The organism is Streptomyces sp. NBC_00207 (genome assembly GCF_045160965.1).
In the GTDB taxonomy this organism is placed as follows: domain Bacteria; phylum Actinomycetota; class Actinomycetes; order Streptomycetales; family Streptomycetaceae; genus Streptomyces.
The window spans coordinates 8446004-8466424 of sequence record NZ_CP130715.1; the positions used below are offsets into that span (position 1 = coordinate 8446004).

The 20421-nt window shown below is 72.0% G+C and carries 8 protein-coding genes; all 8 read left to right on the top strand.

The features are described from left to right. Positions 1-261 precede the first annotated feature (261 nt). The 8 genes from OG472_RS39070 to OG472_RS39105 all read left to right on the top strand — a co-directional run bounded on the left by OG472_RS39070 (position 262) and on the right by OG472_RS39105 (position 20412). Complete coding sequence (locus tag OG472_RS39070) at positions 262-1617, top strand: lysine N(6)-hydroxylase/L-ornithine N(5)-oxygenase family protein (protein ID WP_401610493.1); 1356 nt, start codon at positions 262-264, stop codon at positions 1615-1617. A 98-nt stretch (positions 1618-1715) separates the two neighbouring features. Then, positions 1716-2774, top strand: a complete 1059-nt coding sequence (locus tag OG472_RS39075; protein ID WP_405942775.1) for a FecCD family ABC transporter permease — start codon at positions 1716-1718, stop codon at positions 2772-2774. Beyond that, positions 2771-3850 carry a FecCD family ABC transporter permease gene (locus OG472_RS39080; protein WP_401610495.1) on the top strand — a complete coding sequence of 360 codons (1080 nt, stop codon included), beginning with the start codon at positions 2771-2773 and terminating at the stop codon, positions 3848-3850. Before OG472_RS39075 ends, OG472_RS39080 begins: the two co-directional genes overlap by 4 nt. A gap of 38 nt (positions 3851-3888) precedes the next feature. Then, on the top strand, positions 3889-4737 hold the full coding sequence (locus tag OG472_RS39085) for an ABC transporter ATP-binding protein (RefSeq protein ID WP_405942776.1): 849 nt from the start codon (positions 3889-3891) through the stop codon (positions 4735-4737). A 112-nt stretch (positions 4738-4849) separates the two neighbouring features. Further along, on the top strand, positions 4850-5914 hold the full coding sequence (locus OG472_RS39090) for an iron-siderophore ABC transporter substrate-binding protein (protein WP_405942777.1): 1065 nt from the start codon (positions 4850-4852) through the stop codon (positions 5912-5914). Beyond that, positions 5911-7698 carry an ABC transporter ATP-binding protein gene (locus OG472_RS39095; RefSeq protein ID WP_405942778.1) on the top strand — a complete coding sequence of 596 codons (1788 nt, stop codon included), beginning with the start codon at positions 5911-5913 and terminating at the stop codon, positions 7696-7698. The genes OG472_RS39090 and OG472_RS39095 overlap by 4 nt, the downstream gene beginning before the upstream one ends. Before the next feature lie 56 nt (positions 7699-7754). Next, positions 7755-18722 (top strand): amino acid adenylation domain-containing protein, encoded by a 10968-nt coding sequence (locus tag OG472_RS39100; RefSeq protein WP_405942779.1) that lies wholly within the window; start codon positions 7755-7757, stop codon positions 18720-18722. After that, positions 18709-20412 carry an ABC transporter ATP-binding protein gene (locus OG472_RS39105; protein ID WP_401610504.1) on the top strand — a complete coding sequence of 568 codons (1704 nt, stop codon included), beginning with the start codon at positions 18709-18711 and terminating at the stop codon, positions 20410-20412. Before OG472_RS39100 ends, OG472_RS39105 begins: the two co-directional genes overlap by 14 nt. The last annotated feature ends 9 nt before the right edge of the window (positions 20413-20421 follow it).

Below are 20421 nucleotides of genomic sequence, written 5' to 3' on the forward strand. Positions count from 1 at the left end.
GGGGGGCAGGGGCTGGTTGAGGTCGAGTAAAGCAAGGCTTGCCTAAGTTGGCAACGGCGCCCTTCCTGCCTCAAGTTGACGATCGCTCCGCCCCCGACTGCCCGATTTGCCTATCGACAGCTCCTGATTGATCAGCTTAGCCTTACCTAAGTTTCGGTCGCGTCTCCGTCGGCGTGCCCGGTTTTCCCGCCTTCCCGATGCCGACCGACCGACCGCCTTGCCCGCCCGGCACGGCGGCTGCCCTCGCACGATGGGAGTGACATGGCACAGGCTCGTCCTGGCGACCCCCCGCTGATCCACGACCTCATAGGAATCGGCTTCGGCCCGTCCAACGTGGCCATGGCGATCGCGGTCGGCGAGCACAACGCACGCGTCGGCCGGGAGGAAGTGATCACCACTCACTTCTTCGAGCAGCAGCCGCGCTTCGGCTGGCACCGGGGCATGCTCATCGACGACGCGACCATGCAGGTGTCCTTCCTGAAGGACCTGGTGACGCTCCGGAACCCGGCCAGCGAGTTCAGCTTCCTGTGCTACCTGAAGAGCAGGGGGCGGCTGATCGACTTCATCAACCACAAGAACCTCTTCCCACTGCGGGTGGAGTTCCACGACTACCTGGAGTGGTCGGCGGCCAAGGTCGACGACATGGTCTCCTACGGTCACGAGGTCGTGGGCGTCACGCCGGTGGTCCGCGAAGGAGTGGTGGACCACCTCGACGTGACGGTCCGGTCGGGGGAGGGACTCGCGCTCCACCGGGCCCGCAACCTCGTCATCGGCACCGGCCTGCGCCCCCTCATGCCGGAGGGCGTGGAACGCACCGACCGCATCTGGCACAACTCCGACCTCCTGACGAAGGTCGACGCCCTGCAGGGCGCCGCCCCCTCCCGGTTCATCGTCGTGGGCGCGGGGCAGAGCGCCGCCGAGAACGTCGCCTACCTGCACCGCCGCTTCCCGCAGGCCGAGGTCTGCGCCGTCTTCTCCCGGTACGGGTACAGCCCCGCCGACGACAGCGGCTTCGCCAACCGGATCTTCGACCCGGAGGCGGTCGGCGAGTTCTTCACCGCACCCGAGAACGTCAAGCGCAAGCTGATGGACTACCACCGCAACACGAACTACTCCGTGGTGGACATCGACCTGATCGACGAGCTGTACCGGCAGATGTACCAGGAGAAGGTCCTCGGTACCGAGCGCCTGCGCTTCCTCAACGTCTCGCGGCTGACCGGCGTCAAGGAGGCGCCGGGCAAGGTCCACGCCACCGTGCAGTCCTTGGTCACGGGCGAGGAGACGCTCCTGGACGCGGACGTCGTCGTCTTCGCCACCGGCTACCGCCCGGCCGACCCGCTCGGCCTCCTCGGTGAGGTCGCCGACCGCTGCCTGCGCGACGAGGAGGACCGCGTGCGCGTCGAGCGCGACTACCGCATCGCGACCGATCCGGAACTGCGCTGCGGCATCTACGTGCAGGGCGGTACGGAGCACACGCACGGCATCACGTCCTCCCTGCTGTCCAACACCAGCGTCAGGGTCGGCGAGATCCTCGACTCGCTCCTCGACCGGGGCTTCACGTCCGATTCCGACGAGGTCCGGACCGTGGCCGACGGAACGGGCAGCACGGCCCGCTAGCCCGATCCGCGGACCGGTGCGGTCCGCACACTGCCGCCTGGTGGCGCGTGCCACCGGCGATGTCCCGCCGGTGGAGCGAAGGGATGACGTAGAGCGACATGGGCACGACTACAGTGCAGCGCCCCGCGCCCAGGGGTGCAGCGGAGGCCCGCCGGCGCCGGGTTGTGGGGGTGCTGGCACTCCTGTTGACCCTCCTGACCGCAGTGGTGGTGTCGTTGGCCGTCGGTGCCCGCGCGCTCGGTCCGGCCGACGTGTGGCACGGGCTGACGGCGGAGCCGGATCCGGACCGGCGGCTCACCGAGATCAGGCTCATCGTGCAGACCGTACGCGTGCCCAGAACGGTCCTGGCCGTGGTGGCGGGCGTGGCCCTCGGCGTCGGCGGGGCGTTGATCCAGGGGTACACGCGCAACCCGATCGCCGACACGGGCCTGCTCGGGGTGAACTCGGGCGCCTCGTTCGCCGTCGTGACGGTGATCGCCGTGTTCGGGCTCGCCGGCCCGTTCCAGTACGTATGGTTCGCCTTCCTGGGGGCGGCGGTCGCCGGTGTCGTCGTGTTCGGACTGGCGAGCATCGGCCGGGGGGCCGGCAACCCCCTGACGCTCGCCCTGGCCGGGCAGGGGATCACCGTGTTCCTCGCGGCGATGACCACGGCGGTCGCACTGTCGGACAAGGCCTCGCTGAACGCACTGCGCTTCTGGAACGCGGGCTCCGTGGCCGGTGTCGGCTTCGACGTCATCTGGCCGGTGACGGCGTTCATCTCGGTGGGGCTGGTGCTGGCCCTGCCCACGCTGCCCGCCGTCAACCTGCTCAACCTCGGCGACGACGTGGCGCGCGGCCTGGGCGTGAACATCGTGCTGAGCCGGACCGTCGGCATCATCGCCATCACCCTGCTGGCGGGGGCGGCGACGGCGGCGTGCGGGCCCATCGCCTTCCTCGGTCTCATGGTGGCCCACGTGGCCAGGTACCTGACCGGGCCGGACTACCGCTGGCTGGTGCCGTACGCGGGTCTGCTCGGCGCGATCGTCCTCCTGGTCTGCGATATCGCGGGGCGACTGCTGGTGCGGCCGGGCGAATTGGACGCCGGTGTCGTGGTGGCCCTCCTCGGGGCCCCCTTCTTCGCGGTTCTGGTGTGGCGCGGAAAGTTCAAGAGCGCATGAACGGGGCCGATGTGGAAGTCGTGGAGGTCGTGAAGGCGCCGGTGGCGCCGGGCGTCCGGCTCGGCCGGGTGTCGTTCGTGTGGCGGCCGTGGATGGTGTGCGCCACCCTGCTGCTGGCGGCGGCGACGTTCCTGGTGTTCTGCCTGTCCATCGGCGTCGGGGACTTCCCCATCGGCCTGCCCCAGGTGATCGCCACGATCCTCGGCCGCGGCGAGCCGGTGGACGAGTTCGTGATCATGGACCTGCGGATGCCGCGGGCCCTGGCCGGGTGCGTCGTGGGCATCGCGCTGGGGGTGTCCGGGGCGATCACCCAGTCCATCGCGCGCAACCCGCTGGCCAGCCCCGACATCCTGGGGATCACCGGGGGCGCCGGCGCGGTCGCGGTGTTCCTGGTGACGGTGTCGGGCGGGACCGCCGCGGCGGTCGTCAGCTCCGTAGGCCTGTCGGGGGCGGCGCTCGCGGGCGGTCTCGGCACGGGGCTCCTCGTGTACTTCCTGGCGTGGCGGCGCGGGATCGACGGCTTCCGGCTCATCCTCATCGGCATCTCGGTCAGCGCCGTGATGGAGGCCGTCACGACCTGGCTGCTGGTCCGGGCCGACATCAGGGACGTGGCCCGGGCCCAGGCGTGGCTGATCGGCTCGCTGGACAACCGGTCGTGGGACGACATCCGCGTGGCGGTCTGGTGCACGCTCGCGCTGATGGTCGTCGTGGCGTGCGCCGCGTTCCAGTTCAAACCGATGCACCTCGGCGACGAGGTGGCCGCGGGCCTGGGCGTCCGGTACTCGGCCGTCCGGGCGGTCCTGCTGCTGTGCGCGGTTCTGCTGGCCGGCGTGGCGGTGAGTGCGGCGGGCCCGGTTCCGTTCGTGGCGCTGGTCGCGCCGCAGGTGGCGATGCGTCTGCTGAGGTGTCCGACGCCGCCGATGGTGGCCTCCGGCATGGTGGGGGCCCTGTTGCTGACCGGCTCGGACCTGGTCGCCCGTACGGCGCTGCCGATCACCCTTCCAGTGGGCGTGGTCACCGCCGCGATCGGCGGCCCCTTCCTCGTCCACCTCCTGGTGCGGGCGAACCTCCGTTGACCGACTCGTATGCAGGCACGTCTAGTTCAGGGGGACTTGTGTCCGTACCGCAGATCACCGGGAGCCGGTCCGCGGGTGAGGAGACCTCACGGCTGGAGGCCAGGGGGGTCACCGTCGGGTACGGCGGCCGGAGCGTCATCGACGACCTCCACGTGGCGATCCCGCCCGGGGTGATCTCCACGATCATCGGCTCGAACGGCTGCGGGAAGTCGACCCTGCTGCGGACCCTCTCGCGGCTGCTCAAGCCGACGAAGGGCTCGGTCGTCCTGGACGGCGAGGACATCGCCACGCTCAGGACCCGGGACGTGGCGAAGAAGCTCGGCCTGCTGCCGCAGGCGCCGGTCGCGCCGGACGGGCTGACGGTGGCGGACCTGGTCGCCAGGGGGCGCCATCCGCACCAGAGCTGGCTGCGCCAGTGGTCCTCGGACGACGCCGCCGTCGTGGAGCGGGCGCTGGCCATGACGGGGGTGTCCGACCTGGCCGACCGTCCGGTCGACGCGCTGTCCGGCGGACAGCGCCAGCGCGTCTGGATCTCGATGACGCTGGCCCAGGGCACCGACCTGCTCCTGCTGGACGAGCCGACCACCTTCCTTGACCTGGCGCACGCGATCGACGTGCTCGACCTCGTGGACGACCTGCACGAGTCGGGATGCACCGTGGTCATGGTGCTGCACGACCTCAACCTGGCCACGCGCTACAGCGACAACCTCATCGTGATGAAGGCCGGATCGATCCTGGCGCAGGGGCACCCGCGGGACGTGATCACCGCCGAGCTGCTGCACGAGGCGTTCGGGCTGCGCGCCAAGGTGATCGACGATCCGGTGGGGGACCGGCCGCTGATCGTGCCGATCGGCCGCACCCACGTCCAGCTCGGCGGGGGCGACTGATTGGACAAAAGTCCGGTTCAAGTAAGGCTAGGCTAGCCTTACTTGAGCGCGATATGGTGTGCCTGCCCTCGGGCGGGGGTGCAGTGGACAGCCCGAAAGCAAGGGATTGCGGATGCTTCTCCATCGAACGACTCGTACGAATTCCCGGGGGCGGCTGACGGCGGTACTCTGCGCCGCGGCCCTCGGTGTCGGCCTCCTGGCCGGCTGCGGTTCCGACGCGAAGGACCCGTCCGCCAAGAAGGGCGACGACGCCCCGGCTGCCGCGGCCGGCACCTTCCCGGTCACCGTGGAGCACGCGTTCGGGTCCACGAAGGTCGCCAAGGCACCCCGGCGGGTCGTCTCCGTCGGCTACACCGACGACCAGGCCATCCTGGCGTTCGGCATCAAACCGGTCGGCATGGTCGACCAGTACCCGAACCCGCCGGGCGCCGGCCCGGACATCAACACCCAGTGGCCCTGGGTGAAGGACAAGTGGGGCGACACCCGCCCCGAGGTCGTCATGAACAACGGCGACACCGGACCGAACTACGAGAAGATCGCCGCCCTGCGGCCGGACCTGATCATCGCGGTCTACTCCGAGATCGACCAGGCCGCCTACGGGAAGCTCTCCAAGATCGCCCCGACGGTGGGCCGCACCAAGGCCGAGAAGGAGCCGTTCAGCGCCCCCTGGCAGGACAACGCGGTCCACATCGCCAAGGCCCTGGGCCAGGAGGCCAAGGGCACCGAACTGGTGAAGGGCATCCAGGACAAGCTCGACGCGGCCAAGAAGGCACACCCCGAGTTCGCGAACCAGACCGCCGTCGCGCTGTCCTGGTACAAGGACTCGGCGGCCCCCTTCACCTCCACCGACGTCCGCGGGCGCCTGGTGACGGGCACCGGCTTCAAGTACCAGACCGAGATCGACAAGATCGCCGACGGCAAGTTCTACACCACGCTGTCCCCCGAGCGCATGGACCTGATCGACGTCGACCGCATCTTCGTCGTCAACGACAAGGCCGACACGGAGGCGCTCAAGAAGTTCGAGCTGTTCGCCAACCTGGCCGCGGTCAAGAACGGCAAGGTGTCGTACCTGCTGGACAGCGAGGGCCCGGCGGTCGGCGCGGCCATGTCCCAGGGCACCCTGCTGTCCCTGCCGTACGCGATCGACGAACTCGTCAAGTCGGTCGGCCAGGTGTGAGCACCACTGACACGCGCGTCGCCCCGTCGACCCTGCGCACGACGAGCGGACGCGAGGCCACCCGCTGGGTCGCGGCGCACTGCCGCGAAGTGCCCTGGCTGACCGCCGCCACCGTGCTCACCACGGTGGCCGGGGCGGCGCTCCAGGTACTCCCGCTGCTGCTGCTCGGCAGGGTCGTGGACGGGGTGGTCGCGGGCGAATCCCGCGCCATCCTGGTCACGACAGGGGTGCTGATGGTGGCCGCCGCGCTGCTCGGCGCGGCGGCCACCGCCCTGTCGACCTACCTGGTCGGGCGGCTGGGCACGGACCTGCTCGCGCGGCTGCGCGAAGGCGCCGTACGGGCGGTGCTGGCGATGCCGAGCGCACGCATCGAACAGGTCGGCCGGGGAGACGTGCTGTCCCGGGTCGGTGACGACGTCGCCGTGCTCTCCAGGGGCATCCGCACGGCCGTCCCCACGGTGTTCTCGGCGGGCGTGCTGGTGGTCATCGCCACGCTCGGCATGTTCGGCCTGGACTGGCGGCTCGGCCTGGCCGGCGCCGGCGCACTGCCGGCGTACGCCCTGGCCCTGCGCTGGTACCTGCCCCGCTCCGCCCCGCTCTACCGCAGGCAGCGCGCGGTACAGGCCGACCGCGCGCAGGCCTTGATCAGTGGGCTCAACGGGATCGACACGGTCCGGGCGTACCGCCTGGAGGGGGCCGTCCGGGACAAGGTCACCAGCGAGTCGTGGCGGGTGCGCGAACTCGGCATCGAGGTGTTCCGGCTCTTCGGCCGCTTCGTCGGCCGGGAGAACCGCGCCGAGTTCATCGGACTGGTCCTGATCCTCGTGGTGGGGTACGCCCTGCTGGAGGCCGATGCCGCCAGCCTGGGCGAGGTGTCGGCGGCCCCGCTGCTGTTCCACCGCCTGTTCACCCCGCTGGGCTCCATCATGTTCACCTTCGACGAGGCGCAGAAGTCGGGCGCGAGCCTGACCCGGCTGGTCGGCGTGCTGGGGGAGGACGCGGAGGACCGGCTGGTCGGCGCCCCCGGCGTCGCACCGGCGGCCGACGTGCCGTACGCGGTGACGGTGGAGGGGCTCACGTTCAGCTATCCCGACACCGACGAGCCGGTCCTGCGGGACGTCAACCTGACGATTCCGGCCGGGGGTTCGCTCGCACTCGTGGGGGCGACGGGCGCCGGCAAGTCGACCCTGGCCGCGCTGATCGCGGGCATCGGGACCCCGCAGGCCGGGTCGGTGCGCATCGGGCCGACCGACCTCGCCGGTCTGGACGAGGCCGGGGCGCGGGCCCTGGTGACCATCCTGACGCAGGAGACGCACGTGTTCTCCGGCCCGCTCGCCGACGACCTGCGGCTGGCCGCGCCGGAGGCGACCGACGCCGAGCTGATGGACGCCTTGCGCACGGTCGGCGCCGACAGATGGGTCGACGCGCTGCCGGGCGGAACGGGCGCGCTCGTCGGCGAGGGCGGCGAGCGCCTGGACGTCACCAAGGTCGCCCAGATCGCCCTGGCCCGGCTGGTGCTGGCGCGGTCCCCGGTGGTGGTGCTCGACGAGTCGACGGCGGAGGCGGGCAGCGAGGGCGCGGCCGAGCTGGAACGGGCGGTGCTCGCCGCGTGCGCAGGCCGGACCACGCTGTTCGTGGCGCACCGGCTGACGCAGGCGATGGCGGCGGACCGGATCGCCGTGCTGGACGCGGGACGCGTCGTGGAGCACGGCACCCACAACGAGCTGGTGGCTCTGGGCGGCGGATACGCGCGCCTGTGGCGGGCCTGGCGCGAGGGTAGCTAGCCCACCCTGATCCGGGTGGGCCGACTTACGGACTGTGAAGGGGCGTTGAGTCTTCGATGACGGAACCGACCGCTCGTCTCGTGCGGCTTTCTCCCACACGCCTGGCCGGCGTGCGCCGACGAACAGGCGACTACTCCGACAGGACCATCGCCCACGCGTGCGCCATCGGGCTGTCGTACTGGGCGACGGGCCGGAGTCCGGACGGCATGGAGCTCGCCTCCGCCACCTTGTTCGCCGACGTCCTCGGGTGGGTCGACAACGGCGGCGCCGGGGCGCCCGGTTGGGAGGTAGGCGCGGACGGCCGGAGCATCACGGTCCCTGAAGACGTCGTACCGGCCGACGCGCAGCACGCACTGGACGACCTGGCCGACTTCCCGGACCGGTCCATCGGCAGCATCGGCCCGTCCAGCGTCGCGGCACGGCTCGCGAGCCTGGCCGAGTGGAACGACACCGGGACGGACCGGGTCCGCCCGACCATCGTGGAGATGTTCCGCGAGCAGGCCCGGGCCAGGCCTGACGCCGTCGCCGTCATCGACGAGCACCGTTCACTGACTTACCGTCAAGCAGCCGTATTATCCAGCCAGTTGGCCCATGATCTGATCGAACGCGGCATCACCGCCGAGCAAGTCGTCGGCATTTCCCTGAGCCGCTCCGCCGACATGGTGATCGGGCTGCTCGGCGTACTCCAGGCGGGGGCCGCGTTCGTCCCGCTCGACCCGCAGTGGCCGGCCGCGCGCCGGGCCGTCGTCATCGACGACGCCCGCGTCGTACTGCAGCTGGGCGGCCCGGGCGAGCCCCACCCGGGCGAACCGCCGACCGTGGTCGTCGACCTCGGCGACTGGCGGTACGGCTCCCACCCGGGAGACGGGACCGGCATCACAGTCCCCGGGAACGCGCTCGCCTACGTGATCTTCACGTCCGGCTCGACCGGCCGGCCCAAGGGCGCGATGATCCGGCACGAAGCGATCAGCGAGCGCCTGCTGTGGCAGGTCGACGAGATCCTGCACTTCGGCCACGACGACGCGTCGCTGTTCAAGGCACCGCTGTCCTTCGACATCTCCATCAACGAGATCTTCCTGCCGCTGGTGTCCGGCGGCCGGCTGGTCGTCCTGCGCCCCGGCGGCGAACGCGACCCGCACCACCTGCTCGGCGTGATCGTCGAACAGCGCGTCACCTTCACCTACCTGGTGTCGTCCATGCTGGACGTGCTGCTGGAGATCGCGGGCGACTCCGGGCGGCTGGACAGCCTGCGGCACGTCTGGTGCGGCGGCGAGGTGCTGACCCCGGAGCTGTACGAACGGTTCCGCACCCGGCTCGACATACCCATGTACCACGGCTACGGCCCGGCCGAGACGACGATCGGCGTCTCGCACGTCATCTACCGGGGCGCGGCCGAACGCCTGTCGACATCGATCGGCAAGGCCAACCCCAACACCCGGCTGTACGTCCTGGACGAAGAACTGCGCCCGGTCCCGGTCGGGGTCGGCGGCGAACTGTACGTCGGAGGCTTCCTCCTGGGGCGCGGATACGTGGGTGCGCCCGGCATGACCGCCTCCCGCTTCGTCGCCGATCCCTTCGCAGGGGACGGGTCCCGGCTGTACCGGACCGGTGACCTCGCACGGTTCGCCCCGGACGGCTCGCTGGACTTCCTCGGCCGGGCCGACAACCAGATCAAGATCCGCGGCATGCGCCTGGAGATCGAGGACGTCGAGACAAGCCTCGCGGAACACCCCGCCGTACGGCACACCTGCGTCCTCGCGAAGAAGAACACGGCCGGCGGCACCTACCTCGTGGGGTACGTGATCCCGGCCGCCGGGAGCGAGGACCTGCGGGCGGACGAGGTCAAGGCATGGGCCGCCGGGCACATGGTGGACTACATGGTGCCCACCCACATCGTCGTGATGAAGGAATTCCCGCTCACCGCGAACGGCAAGCTCGACCGTGGCGCACTGCCGGAACCCGAGCTCGGCACCGGCTCCCTCGTCGCACCGGCCACCGACAACGAACGCCTGGTGTGCGCAGCCGTCGCGGCGCTGCTCCGGCTCCACGAGGTCGGCGTCGACCAGGACTTCTTCCAGCTCGGCGGGGACAGCCTCCTGGCCATCTCGCTGCTGAGCGCTCTGCGCACCGTGGGCCTGCACGTCACACCCCGGCAGATCTTCACCAACAGCGTCATCGGCGCGCTGGCAGCCGTGGCGAGCCGCGAGGGCGCGGCCGCCGTGGACCACGGCGACGTCGCGACCGGTTCCGTCACGGGATCGCCCGTCGTGCGGTGGCTCGGCGAGACCACGGACGCCATCGACGGCTTCGTCCAGTCCGTGGTGCTGAACACCCCCGCGGATCTGACATCCGAGGCCCTCGACGAGATCCTCGCCGCCGTGGTCGCACGGCACGACATGCTGCGCGCCAGGCTGGTGCGCGGCGACCACTGGAGCTTCGACGTCCCGGAGGCCGACGGGACCGCACCGGGATGGCAGGAGGGCGGCGACCTGCCGCTCGACGCATGCGTCGCGCTCGCCACCGCCGGACTGGACCCGGACGGCGGCGTGATGCTGCGTGCCGTGTGGCGCCGGGCGCAGCGGCAGCTCGTCGTGGTCGTCCACCACGTGGTGATCGACGGCGTGTCCTGGCGGATCCTGCGGGAGGACCTCGCCACGGCGTGGCAGCGGTTCGCCGCGGACACGCGGGTCGAACTGCCCCCGGTGGGCACGTCGTTCCGGCGCTGGACGCAGCTGCTGGAACGCGCGGCGTTCGACGAGGACCGCGCCCACTACCAGCGCCCCCTGCCGGGGGCGGACGCACCGGTGGGCAGGCGCGCGCCGGCCGCCGCCGACACCGTGGAGCGGGAGCGGACGATCACCGTCCCGGTCGGCCCCGAGGTCACGGCCGCCCTGCTCGGCGAGGTTCCCGCCAGGTTCCACGCGGGCGTGAACGACGTACTGCTGACCGCCCTCGCCGTCACCCTCGCCCGGTGGCGCCGCGACCTCGGGCAGGACCAGACGTTCGCGCACATCGAACTGGAGGGCCACGGCCGCGAAGGACACCTCCTCGCGGACACGGCCGGGTTCGACCCCGAACTCTCCCGGACCGTCGGCTGGTTCACCACCCTCTTCCCGGTGACCGTGGACCCGGGAACGGCCGCCGACCTCACCGCGCCCGCGTACCTGGCCGCCGCCCTCAAGGCGGTCAAGGAAGACCTCGCCGGGGTCCCGGGCAACGGCCTCTCCTACGGCGTCCTCCGGTACCTGAGCGGCGGCACCGGGTCCGACATACCGGCGCCCCAGGTCCTGTTCAACTACCTGGGCCGCTTCGAGGCGGGAGCCTCCGGCGACTGGCAACTCGCCGGTAGTACAGACCAGTTGGGTGAGCGGCGCGATCCACGGATGAGGCTGCCGCGTGCCCTGGAGTTCAACGCCATCGCCGAACCGGCCTCGACGGCCGGCGCGTACGAGCTGACCACCACCATCTCCTGGCCCGAGGGGATGTTCGCCGACGAGGACATCGCGACCATCGGCGGGTACTTCCGGGAGGCCCTGGCCGGGCTCGCCGCACTCGACCAAGGCGGCCACTCGCCCAGCGACTTCGACCTGGTGGCGCTCACCCAGGCCGATGTCGACGACCTGGACGGCCCCGCGCTGCGCGACGTCCTGCCGTTGACCCCGCTGCAGGAGGGCCTGTACTTCCACTCGGTCTTCGACGACGACTCCGCGGGCAGCTACGTGGAACAGCAGCTGCTGAGACTGGACGGGGAGGTGGACCCCGACCGGCTCGCGGCGGCGGCCACCCGGCTGCTCTCGCTCTTCCCCAACCTGGCCGCCCGGTTCACGGCCCTCGCCGACGGCCGTGTGGTCTCCGTACTGGAAGGCGCAGTGGAGGCCCCGTTCACCACGCTGGACCGCCCCGGCATCACCGACGAGGAGATCCGCGACCACGCCGAGCGGGACCGTCGCGCGGGGTTCGACCTGGCCACCGGACCGCTCATGCGGTACACCCTCATCCGCGCGGGCTCCGGCCGCGACGTCCTGGTGCAGACCGTGCACCACATCATCGCCGACGGCTGGTCGGTGCCGCCGATGCTCCGCGCGCTGCTCGCCGAGTACCACGCGCCGGGCACCGTGTACCCGCTCGGCGGCTTCGCCGACTACGTGCGCTGGCTCGCCGAGCGCGACGAGGACGAGAGCGACCGGGTGTGGCGCGAGCAGCTCGCCGAGCTGTCCGGCCCCTCGCTGGTCGCCGAGGGGCACACGCCGTCCGACCGGTTCGCCGACACGGCAGTCGAGCCGCAGGACGACATCGACGAGGCCGCCCGCTCGGCCGGTGTGCCGCTGAGCGTGGCCGTGCACAGCGCCTGGGCGGTGACGCTCGGCGGCGTCCTGCACGGCAGGGACGTCGTGTTCGGCTCCACGGTGTCCGGGCGCGACGCGGACGTGCCCGGCATCGCCGACATGGTGGGTCTGTTCATCAACACGATCCCCGTACGTGCCCGGTGGGCTGCGGGCACCACGGCGCGCGATCTGCTCGCCTCGGTACGCGAACACCAGACCGCGGTGCTGCCGCACCAGCACGTCTCGCTGGCACGCATCGGCCGCCAGGCCGGCGCCGGACCGCTCTTCGACACCCTGGTGGTCTTCGACGTCGCGACCGAGGTGGCAGGCCTGCGGGGGCCCGAGGACACGCTGGTCGTCACCGACATCGTGAACGAAGGCGCCCCGCACTACCCGCTGACGCTCGTGGGGGAACGCGCACGCGGCGGGCGTCCGCGCTTCAACCTCATCTACGACGGCGCCCTGCTGCGGGAAGCGGGCGCGCAGGCGATCCTGCACACCTTCACCCGCACCCTCACCGGTCTGCTCACCCGGCCGGACGCCCTGGTCGACGACCTGGCCCGCGAGGACGCCCGGCGCCCCGCACGGATCAGCCCGACGACCCTCGGCGAGCTCTTCGACGCCGCCGCGCAGCGATACCCGGCCGCCACCGCCGTCACCCAGTGCGCCCTCGACGGCGCCGGCCGTTCCCTCACCTACAGCGAACTGGCGCAGGCCAAGGACGAGTTGGCCTCGGTCCTGCGCGCGGCCGGCGTCCGGCCGGGCGAACGGGTCGCCGTCGCCGTGCCCCGCTCCCCGGAGCAGGTCGTCGCCCTGGTCGCCGTAGTCACCGCGGGCGGCGCGTACGTGCCCCTCGACCTCGCGTACCCGGACGAACGGCTGGAGTACGTCCTCGCCGACGCCGCTCCGCAGGTCGTGCTCGTGGACCGTGAACAGCGCGACCGCTTCATTCAGTTGCTGGACCGGGCGGGCGTGCCGGCCCGTGTCCTCGTACAGGGGGACGAGGCTCCGCGGGAAACCGCCCCGCCGCCGGCCGGGGCCGGGGCGGACTGGCACGATCCCGCGTACGTGATCTACACGTCCGGATCGACCGGCCGGCCCAAGGGCGTCGTCGTCCCGCACTCCAGCGTGGTGACCCTGCTCGCGAACACCCGGCCCGACATGGACTTCGGCCCGCACGACGTGTGGGTGCAGTTCCACTCGTACTCCTTCGACTTCGCCGTCTGGGAGCTGTGGGGCGCGCTCACGCACGGCGCCGAACTGCTGGTGCCCGAGTACGGTCTGACCCGCTCCCCGGTCGACTTCCACCGGCTGGTGCGCGAGCGCGGAGTGACCGTGCTCAACCAGACCCCCTCGGCCTTCTACCAGTTCATCGAGGCCGACCGGCAGGCCGGCGAGCCGCTCCCCGCGCTGCGCCGGGTCGTCTTCGGAGGCGAGGCGCTGGACCTCGGCCGGCTGGGCGGCTGGGTCGAGCGGCACGGCACCGCTTCGCCGGAGCTGGTCAACATGTACGGCATCACCGAAACCACCGTCCACGTCACCCACCGGGTGCTGACCGACCGGGACTTCGGCCACGGCGACGACGCCAGCCCGATCGGAGCGCCGATCCCCGGCCTGGTCACCTACCTGCTCGACGACCGGCTCCGGCCCGTCCCGCCGGGCCGGGTGGGCGCCATCTACGTGGCCGGCGACCAGGTGTCGCTCGGCTACCTGGGCCGGCCCGGGCTCACCGCGGGCCGGTTCGTGGCGGACCCGTTCGCGGGCGGCGGCTCCCGCATGTACCACACGGGCGACCTCGCCCGCCGTACCCTCGACGGCGAGCTGGAGTTCACCGGCCGCGCCGACGACCAGGTGCAGCTCAAGGGCTTCCGCATCGAGCTCGGCGAGGTGGAGTCCGCGATCAGGGAGCTCGACGGCGTGGTCGACGTGGCCGTCACCGTGGCGGACAGCGGCGACCACCTGGTCGCGCACGTCGTGGGCCCGGTCCCCGACGGCGCCACCGCCCTCACCCGCCTGCTGTCGGCGAAGCTGCCCGCGCACATGGTGCCCGGCCTCGTCCTCCCGGTCGACGTCCTGCCGCTCACGGTCAACGGCAAACTGGACCGCAAGGCGCTCGCCGCACGGGCCGCACACCACGCCGAGCGGGCGGCGCACCACGAGACCCCGGTGGCCGCGACCGGCTCCGCGCTCACCGCGCTGGCCGGCATCTTCACCGACACGCTGCCCGGTGTCGCCGTCGACGGTGACACCGACTTCTTCCGGGCCGGGGGCGACAGCATCCTCGCCATCATTGTGGTCAACCGGGCCCGGGCGCTCGGCCTCACCATCGCACCCCGGGACGTGTTCCTTCTCAAGACCCCGCGCGCCCTGGCCGAACACCTGGCGACGATCACCCCGCAGGACGGGGCGCCGGCACCCGCACTCACCCCCGCCGCCCGCGAGGACGGCCCGCTGACACCCACACCGATCATCCTGCGCCAGCGCGAACTGGGTGGCTCCCTGGCCCGGTTCGCCCAGGCCAGGACACTCGTGGCCGCCGAGGGCACCGGCTTCGCCGACGCCGAGCGCGCCGCGAACGCCGTCGTGGCGGCCCACCCGGCCCTGCGGCTGCGGCTGCGCGTCGAGCACGGGGTGTGGGCCCTGCGCACCGAACCGGCCCGCCCGGTCACCGTCGTACGCGTGGACGCCGACGACGCCACCGGTGCCGGCGCCACCGATGCGACGACCGCCGCGAACGAAGCCGCCCGGCGGCTCGATCCCGAGGCCGGAGACGTCATCGCGTTCACCTGGCTGGAGGCGAGCCGGACCCTCGTGGTCACCGTGCACCACCTGGCCATCGACTCGGTGTCCTGGCTGGTCCTGCTGGACGACCTGGCCGCCGCCCTGCGCGGCACGGCCCCGGCGCCGCCCACCACCTCCTACGCCGAGTACGCGGAGGCACTCGCGCACCGGTCCGCCCACGTGACCGACGGCCTCGGGCACTGGATCACCACCCTCCAGGCGCCCCCGCTGCTGCCCGCCGTCGAGGCGCTGCGCGAGGCCACGGTCGTGCTCCCGCCCGACGTCAGCGACCTCGTGACGCGTACCGCACCCGCCGCCCTCGGCATCGGGCTCACCGAGCTGCTGTGCGGCGCGCTGCGCACCGCACTGACCCACGTACAGCCGTCGCCGACCGATCTCGCCATGGACCTGGAGCGGCACGGCCGGGTCCCGGTGCTGGCACACCACGACTACACCCGCACGGTCGGCTGGTTCACCTCCATCGCGCCCGTGCGCCTCACCGCCCACACCGACCCGGTGGCGGCCGCCCGCGAGGTGGCCGAACGGCAGCCGGACGAGCGGGCGCACGTCGCCTACGGCCAGCTCAGGTACCTCAACCCGCAGACGGCCCCGCTGCTGGACGCCCGCCCGCAGGTGCTGTTCAACTACCTCGGCCGGGGCAGTGAGTCCCAGGCCCTGCACCTGATCGGCGGCGACCAGGGCAGCCCGTACGCCGTCGAGGTCAACGCGTGGACCGACGCGGCCACCGGCAGCCTGCACGCGGCCTTCACCCTCGCCGAAGGCGTCCCCGACGAGATCACCGGGCACTGGCGGCGGGCACTGGAGCGCCTCGCGGACGCCTCCACGACCGCCGAGCGCACGGCGCCGGTCACCCCGCTCCAACGGGGTCTGTTCTTCCAGGCACAGCTGGCCGGACCGGCCGGACACTACGTCGCGCAGAGCTGGTTCACCTTCGACCGGCGCCTGGACACCGACGCACTGGCCGAGGCGATGGCCTGGGTCATCGCGAGGCACCCGGTGGTGGGCGCCGGCTTCACCACCGACGACGACGGAAACGCCGTACAGGTCCTCGCCGCGGGCCGGCGGGTCGGCGTCCGCACCCTCACCCTCTCGACGGACGCGGAAGTCGACGCCCTGCTCGCCCGGGACCGCGACACGGGATTCGACCCGGGTGAGCCGCCGCTGATCCGGCTGACCGTGGTGCGGCTGCCCGACGACCGTGACGGCCTGCTCCTGAGCTACCACCTGCTGCTGTGGGACGGCTGGTCCCGCGAGATCGTGCTGCGGGACCTCTTCGACGCCTACCAGGCCGCCGTCGCGGGCGAGCTGCCCTCCCCGGCCCCGGCGACACCGAGCTTCGAGGACCACGCCCGGGCGCTCGACGCCAAGGACGCGGCCGTATCGGAGCGCTTCTGGGCGGAGCACCTGACGGGCCTCCCGGGCCCGACGCTGCTCGCCGGACCGGCCCCGGCCCTCGTGGACGACCTGCCGCGCACCCTCGTGCACACGCTCCCCGCAGCACAGTCGGAACTCCTGCGGGAGGCGGCCAGGGCGCACGGCGTCACGCTGAACTCGGTGCTGACCGGCGCGTTCGGCCTCCTCCTGGGCGCCCGTACGGGCCGCAGCGACGCCGTGTTCGGCGTGACCGTCTCCGGCCGCGAGGGCGAGGGGCTCTCCGACATCGTCGGCGTACTCCTCAACACCGTGCCCATGTGGACGCGGGCCCGGCCCGGCGACACGGCCGGCGCCTACCTGTCCGCCGTACAGGCGGCGAGGGTCGCGGCGATGGAGCACGAGCACCTCGGGCTCGGCGAGATCCAGCGGGCCAGCGGCCACGACACCCTGTTCGACAACCTGTTCGTGCTCCAGAACTTCCTGGACATGGACGCGTTCGCCGCGATGAACACCCGGCACGGCATCACCGCCGTGCGCGCCGACGACTCCACGCACTACCCGTTCACCTGGGTCGTCACGCCCGGCGACCGGCTCACGGTCAAGCTGGAGTACCGCGACCACGACACGCCGGCCGCCCGCCGGCTCCTCGACGACTACCTGCGCGTGCTCGACGACCTGGCCCGCTCCACCGGCCCGGTGGGCGCGCTGCCGGGCCTGGAACCGCGGCCCGGTCCGGCCGCCCGCACCGACATCGGCACCGACACCGTGGTCGACCGCTTCGACCGGGCGGCGGACCGCAACCCGGAGCGGATCGCGCTCGTGGCCCACGGCCGGACCATGACCTTCGGCAGCCTCCGGGACCGCAGCCGCGCCGTGGCGGGCGTGCTCGCCCGGCGCGGCATCGGCCCCGAGAAGACCGTGGCCCTCGCCGTCCCGCGCTCCCTCGACTCGATCGTGGCGCTGTTCGCGGTGCTGCGCACCGGCGCCGCGTACGTGCCGCTGGAGCTGGACCACCCGGACGAGCGGATCGCGGCGATCGTCGGGGACGCCCGCCCCGACGTGATCCTCACCGTGAGCTCCGTGTCGCCCCGGCTGACCGGCGACCTGATCGAGCTGGACCGGCCGCTCCCCGAGGCCGAACCGTTCGTGACGTTCGCCCCGGACGACCCCGACCGCCTGCGGCACCCCGCCTACACGATCTACACTTCCGGATCGACCGGGCGCCCCAAGGGGGTGGTGACCGAGTACGCCGGGCTGACCAACATGCTGATCAACCACCAGCGCCGGATCTTCGAGCCGGTGCTGGCCGAGCACGGCCACCGGGTCTTCCGCATCGCGCACACCGTGTCCTTCGCCTTCGACATGTCGTGGGAGGAGCTGCTGTGGCTCGCCGACGGCCACGAGGTGCACGTCTGCGACGAGGAACTGCGCCGCGACGCCCCCCGGCTCGTCGCCTACTGCCTCGAGCACGGGATCGACGTCGTCAACGTGACCCCGACCTACGCGCAGCAACTGGTGGCCGAGGGCCTGCTCGACAACCCGGAGCGCCGGCCGGCCCTGGTGCTGCTGGGCGGCGAAGCCGTCACCCCGACGCTGTGGCAGCGGCTCGCCGAGACCGGGGGGACGGCCGGCTACAACCTGTACGGTCCCACCGAGTACACCATCAACACCCTCGGCGTCGGCACCTTCGAGTGCCAGGACCCGGTGGTGGGCGTACCGATCGACAACACCGACGTGTACGTACTCGACCCGTGGCTGCGCCCGCTGCCGGACGGGGTCCCCGGTGAGCTGTACGTGGCGGGCATCGGCATCGCCCGCGGCTACCTCGGCCGGCCCGGCCAGACCGCGGACCGCTTCGTGGCCTGCCCGTTCGGCGCGCCGGGCGAGCGGATGTACCGCACCGGGGACCTCGTGCTGCGGCGGCCCGACGGGAACCTGATGTACCTCGGCCGCACCGACCAGCAGGTCAAGATCCGGGGACACCGCGTCGAACCGGGGGAGGTCGAGGCCGCGTTCGCCGCGCACCCGGCGGTCCGGTTCGCCGCCGCCGTCGCCCAGCCCGACCCGCAGGTCGACGGAGCGTACCGGCTGGCCGCCTACCTCGTGCTGGACGGAGCGGAGTTGACGGCGGTGGCCACCCAAGTGGGCGCGACCCTGCCGGACTTCCTGCGCCCGACCCACTACGCCCAGGTCGACGCCATCCCGCTGACGGTGAACGGGAAGGCCGACACCAAGGCGCTGCCCGAGGCCAAGCCGCTCGGCGCGCTGACGACGGCGGGGGAGCGCCGCCCGGAGACCGGGACCGAGACCGTCGTGTGCGAGTTCTTCGCAGAGGCACTGGACCTGGACGATGACGAGGTGTGCGCGGTGAGCGACTTCGTGTCCCTCGGAGGACACTCCATGCTGGCGGTGCGGCTGATCGGGCTCCTCCGCCGCGAGTACGGTCCCGTGATCACGATCCGTGATCTGTTCACCCTGCGCACCCCGGAAGCGATTGCCCGTCACCTCGATGAAGACTCCTGACACGCAGCGGCCCCACGCAGGGTCCGACATCCTCCGTACCGCACTGCGCCGCAACGTCGGCGCCATGATCTGGGGCACCGTCCTCATGGGCCTCTACCAGGCCGGTGAGACCGCCTTCCCCATCGCTCTCGGCCTGATCGTCGAGCACACGATGCGGGGGGAGCGCAGCCTCGGCGCGCTCGCCGTGTCCATCGCCGCGCTCGCCGTGATCATCACGACCGTGTCGCTGTCGTGGCGGTTCGGCATGCGCATCCTGCAGAAGGCCAACACGACCGAGGCGCACCGCTGGCGGGTGCGCGTAGCGGACTGCGGACTCCAGCCGGTGGCCAGGGACGTCGACCTCAAGTCGGGCGAGGTGCTGACCATCGCCACCGAGGACGCCGACCAGACCGCCGATATCATCGAGGTGGTGCCGCTCCTGGTCAGTTCGCTGGTCGCGGTGCTGGTCGCGGCGGTCGCGCTGGGCCTCGCCGACCTGCGGCTCGGCCTGCTGGTGATCGTGGGAACCGTCGCGATCCTGTCGATCCTGAGCGTGATGTCCAAACGGATCGGCTCCAGCACCCGCGAACAGCAGGCCCGGGTCGCGCGGGCGGGCGCGAAGGTCGCCGACCTGATCACCGGCCTGCGCCCGCTGCACGGGTTCGGCGGCAACCACGCCGCGTTCCGCTCCTACCGGAAGGTCAGCACCGAGGCGAAGCAGCAGGCGGTCACCGTGGCCCTGGCCAACGGCGCGTACGCGGGCACCGCCATGGCCCTGAACGCCGTCCTCGCCGTCTCCGTGACCCTGACGGCAGGCTGGCTGGCGTTCGACGGCCGGATCACCATCGGGGAGCTCGTCATGGCCGTCGGGCTGGCCCAATTCATCATGGAACCGCTCAAGATGTTCTCGGACATGCCCAAGTACGTGATGATGGCCCGCGCTTCGGCCGAGCGGATGGCCCTGGTGCTTGCCGCGCCACCGGTGACGGCCCCGGGGCCGGAGCGGCCGGCCGCGGGCGGGGACCTGGAGATCGACTGCGTGCGGTACGGGTCCCTGCGCGAGCTGAAGTTCCGTGTTCCGGCCGGCGAGTTCGTGGCGATCGCCGTCTACCAGCCGCGCTCCGCTGCCGACCTCGCCTCGATCCTGGCCGTCAAGATCCCGCCGGACGCGTACGAGGGGGTGGTGCGGGTCAGCGGGGAGGACATCGCCGACCTGTCGATCGAGGCGGTCCGCGAGCACATGCTGGTGAACCCCTACGAGGGGGAGATCTTCGCGGGCACCCTCCGCACGAACATCGACCCGTCGGGCACCAGCCGCACGCTCGCCGAGGCCGTCGAGGCCTCCATGCTGACCGACGTCGTCGCCCTGCACCGCGAGGGGCTCGACCACGGGGTCCGCGACCGAGGGGCGAACCTGTCCGGCGGACAGCGGCAGCGGCTGTCCCTGGCCCGCGCCCTCGCCGCCGACAGCGACATCCTCGTCCTGCACGACCCGACGACGGCCGTCGACGCGGTCACGGAACAGCTCATCGCGCGCAACATCGCGGAGCTGCGCCGGGGCCGCACCACCGTGGTGATCACCGGCAGCCCGGCCCTCCTGGACGCCGCCGACCGCGTCCTCGTCCTGGACGACGGGGTCATCACCGCCGAGGACACCCATCGCAACCTGCTGGCCACCGACGAGGACTACTGCCTGGCCGTGGCCCGCTGACGGACAGGG

Coding starts and splice junctions, on each gene's coding strand:
- OG472_RS39070 (WP_401610493.1), top strand. CDS start 262: ATGGCACAGGCTCGTCCTGGCGACCCCCCGCTGATCCACGACCTCATA.
- OG472_RS39075 (WP_405942775.1), top strand. CDS start 1,716: ATGGGCACGACTACAGTGCAGCGCCCCGCGCCCAGGGGTGCAGCGGAG.
- OG472_RS39080 (WP_401610495.1), top strand. CDS start 2,771: ATGAACGGGGCCGATGTGGAAGTCGTGGAGGTCGTGAAGGCGCCGGTG.
- OG472_RS39090 (WP_405942777.1), top strand. CDS start 4,850: ATGCTTCTCCATCGAACGACTCGTACGAATTCCCGGGGGCGGCTGACG.
- OG472_RS39100 (WP_405942779.1), top strand. CDS start 7,755: ATGACGGAACCGACCGCTCGTCTCGTGCGGCTTTCTCCCACACGCCTG.
- OG472_RS39105 (WP_401610504.1), top strand. CDS start 18,709: ATGAAGACTCCTGACACGCAGCGGCCCCACGCAGGGTCCGACATCCTC.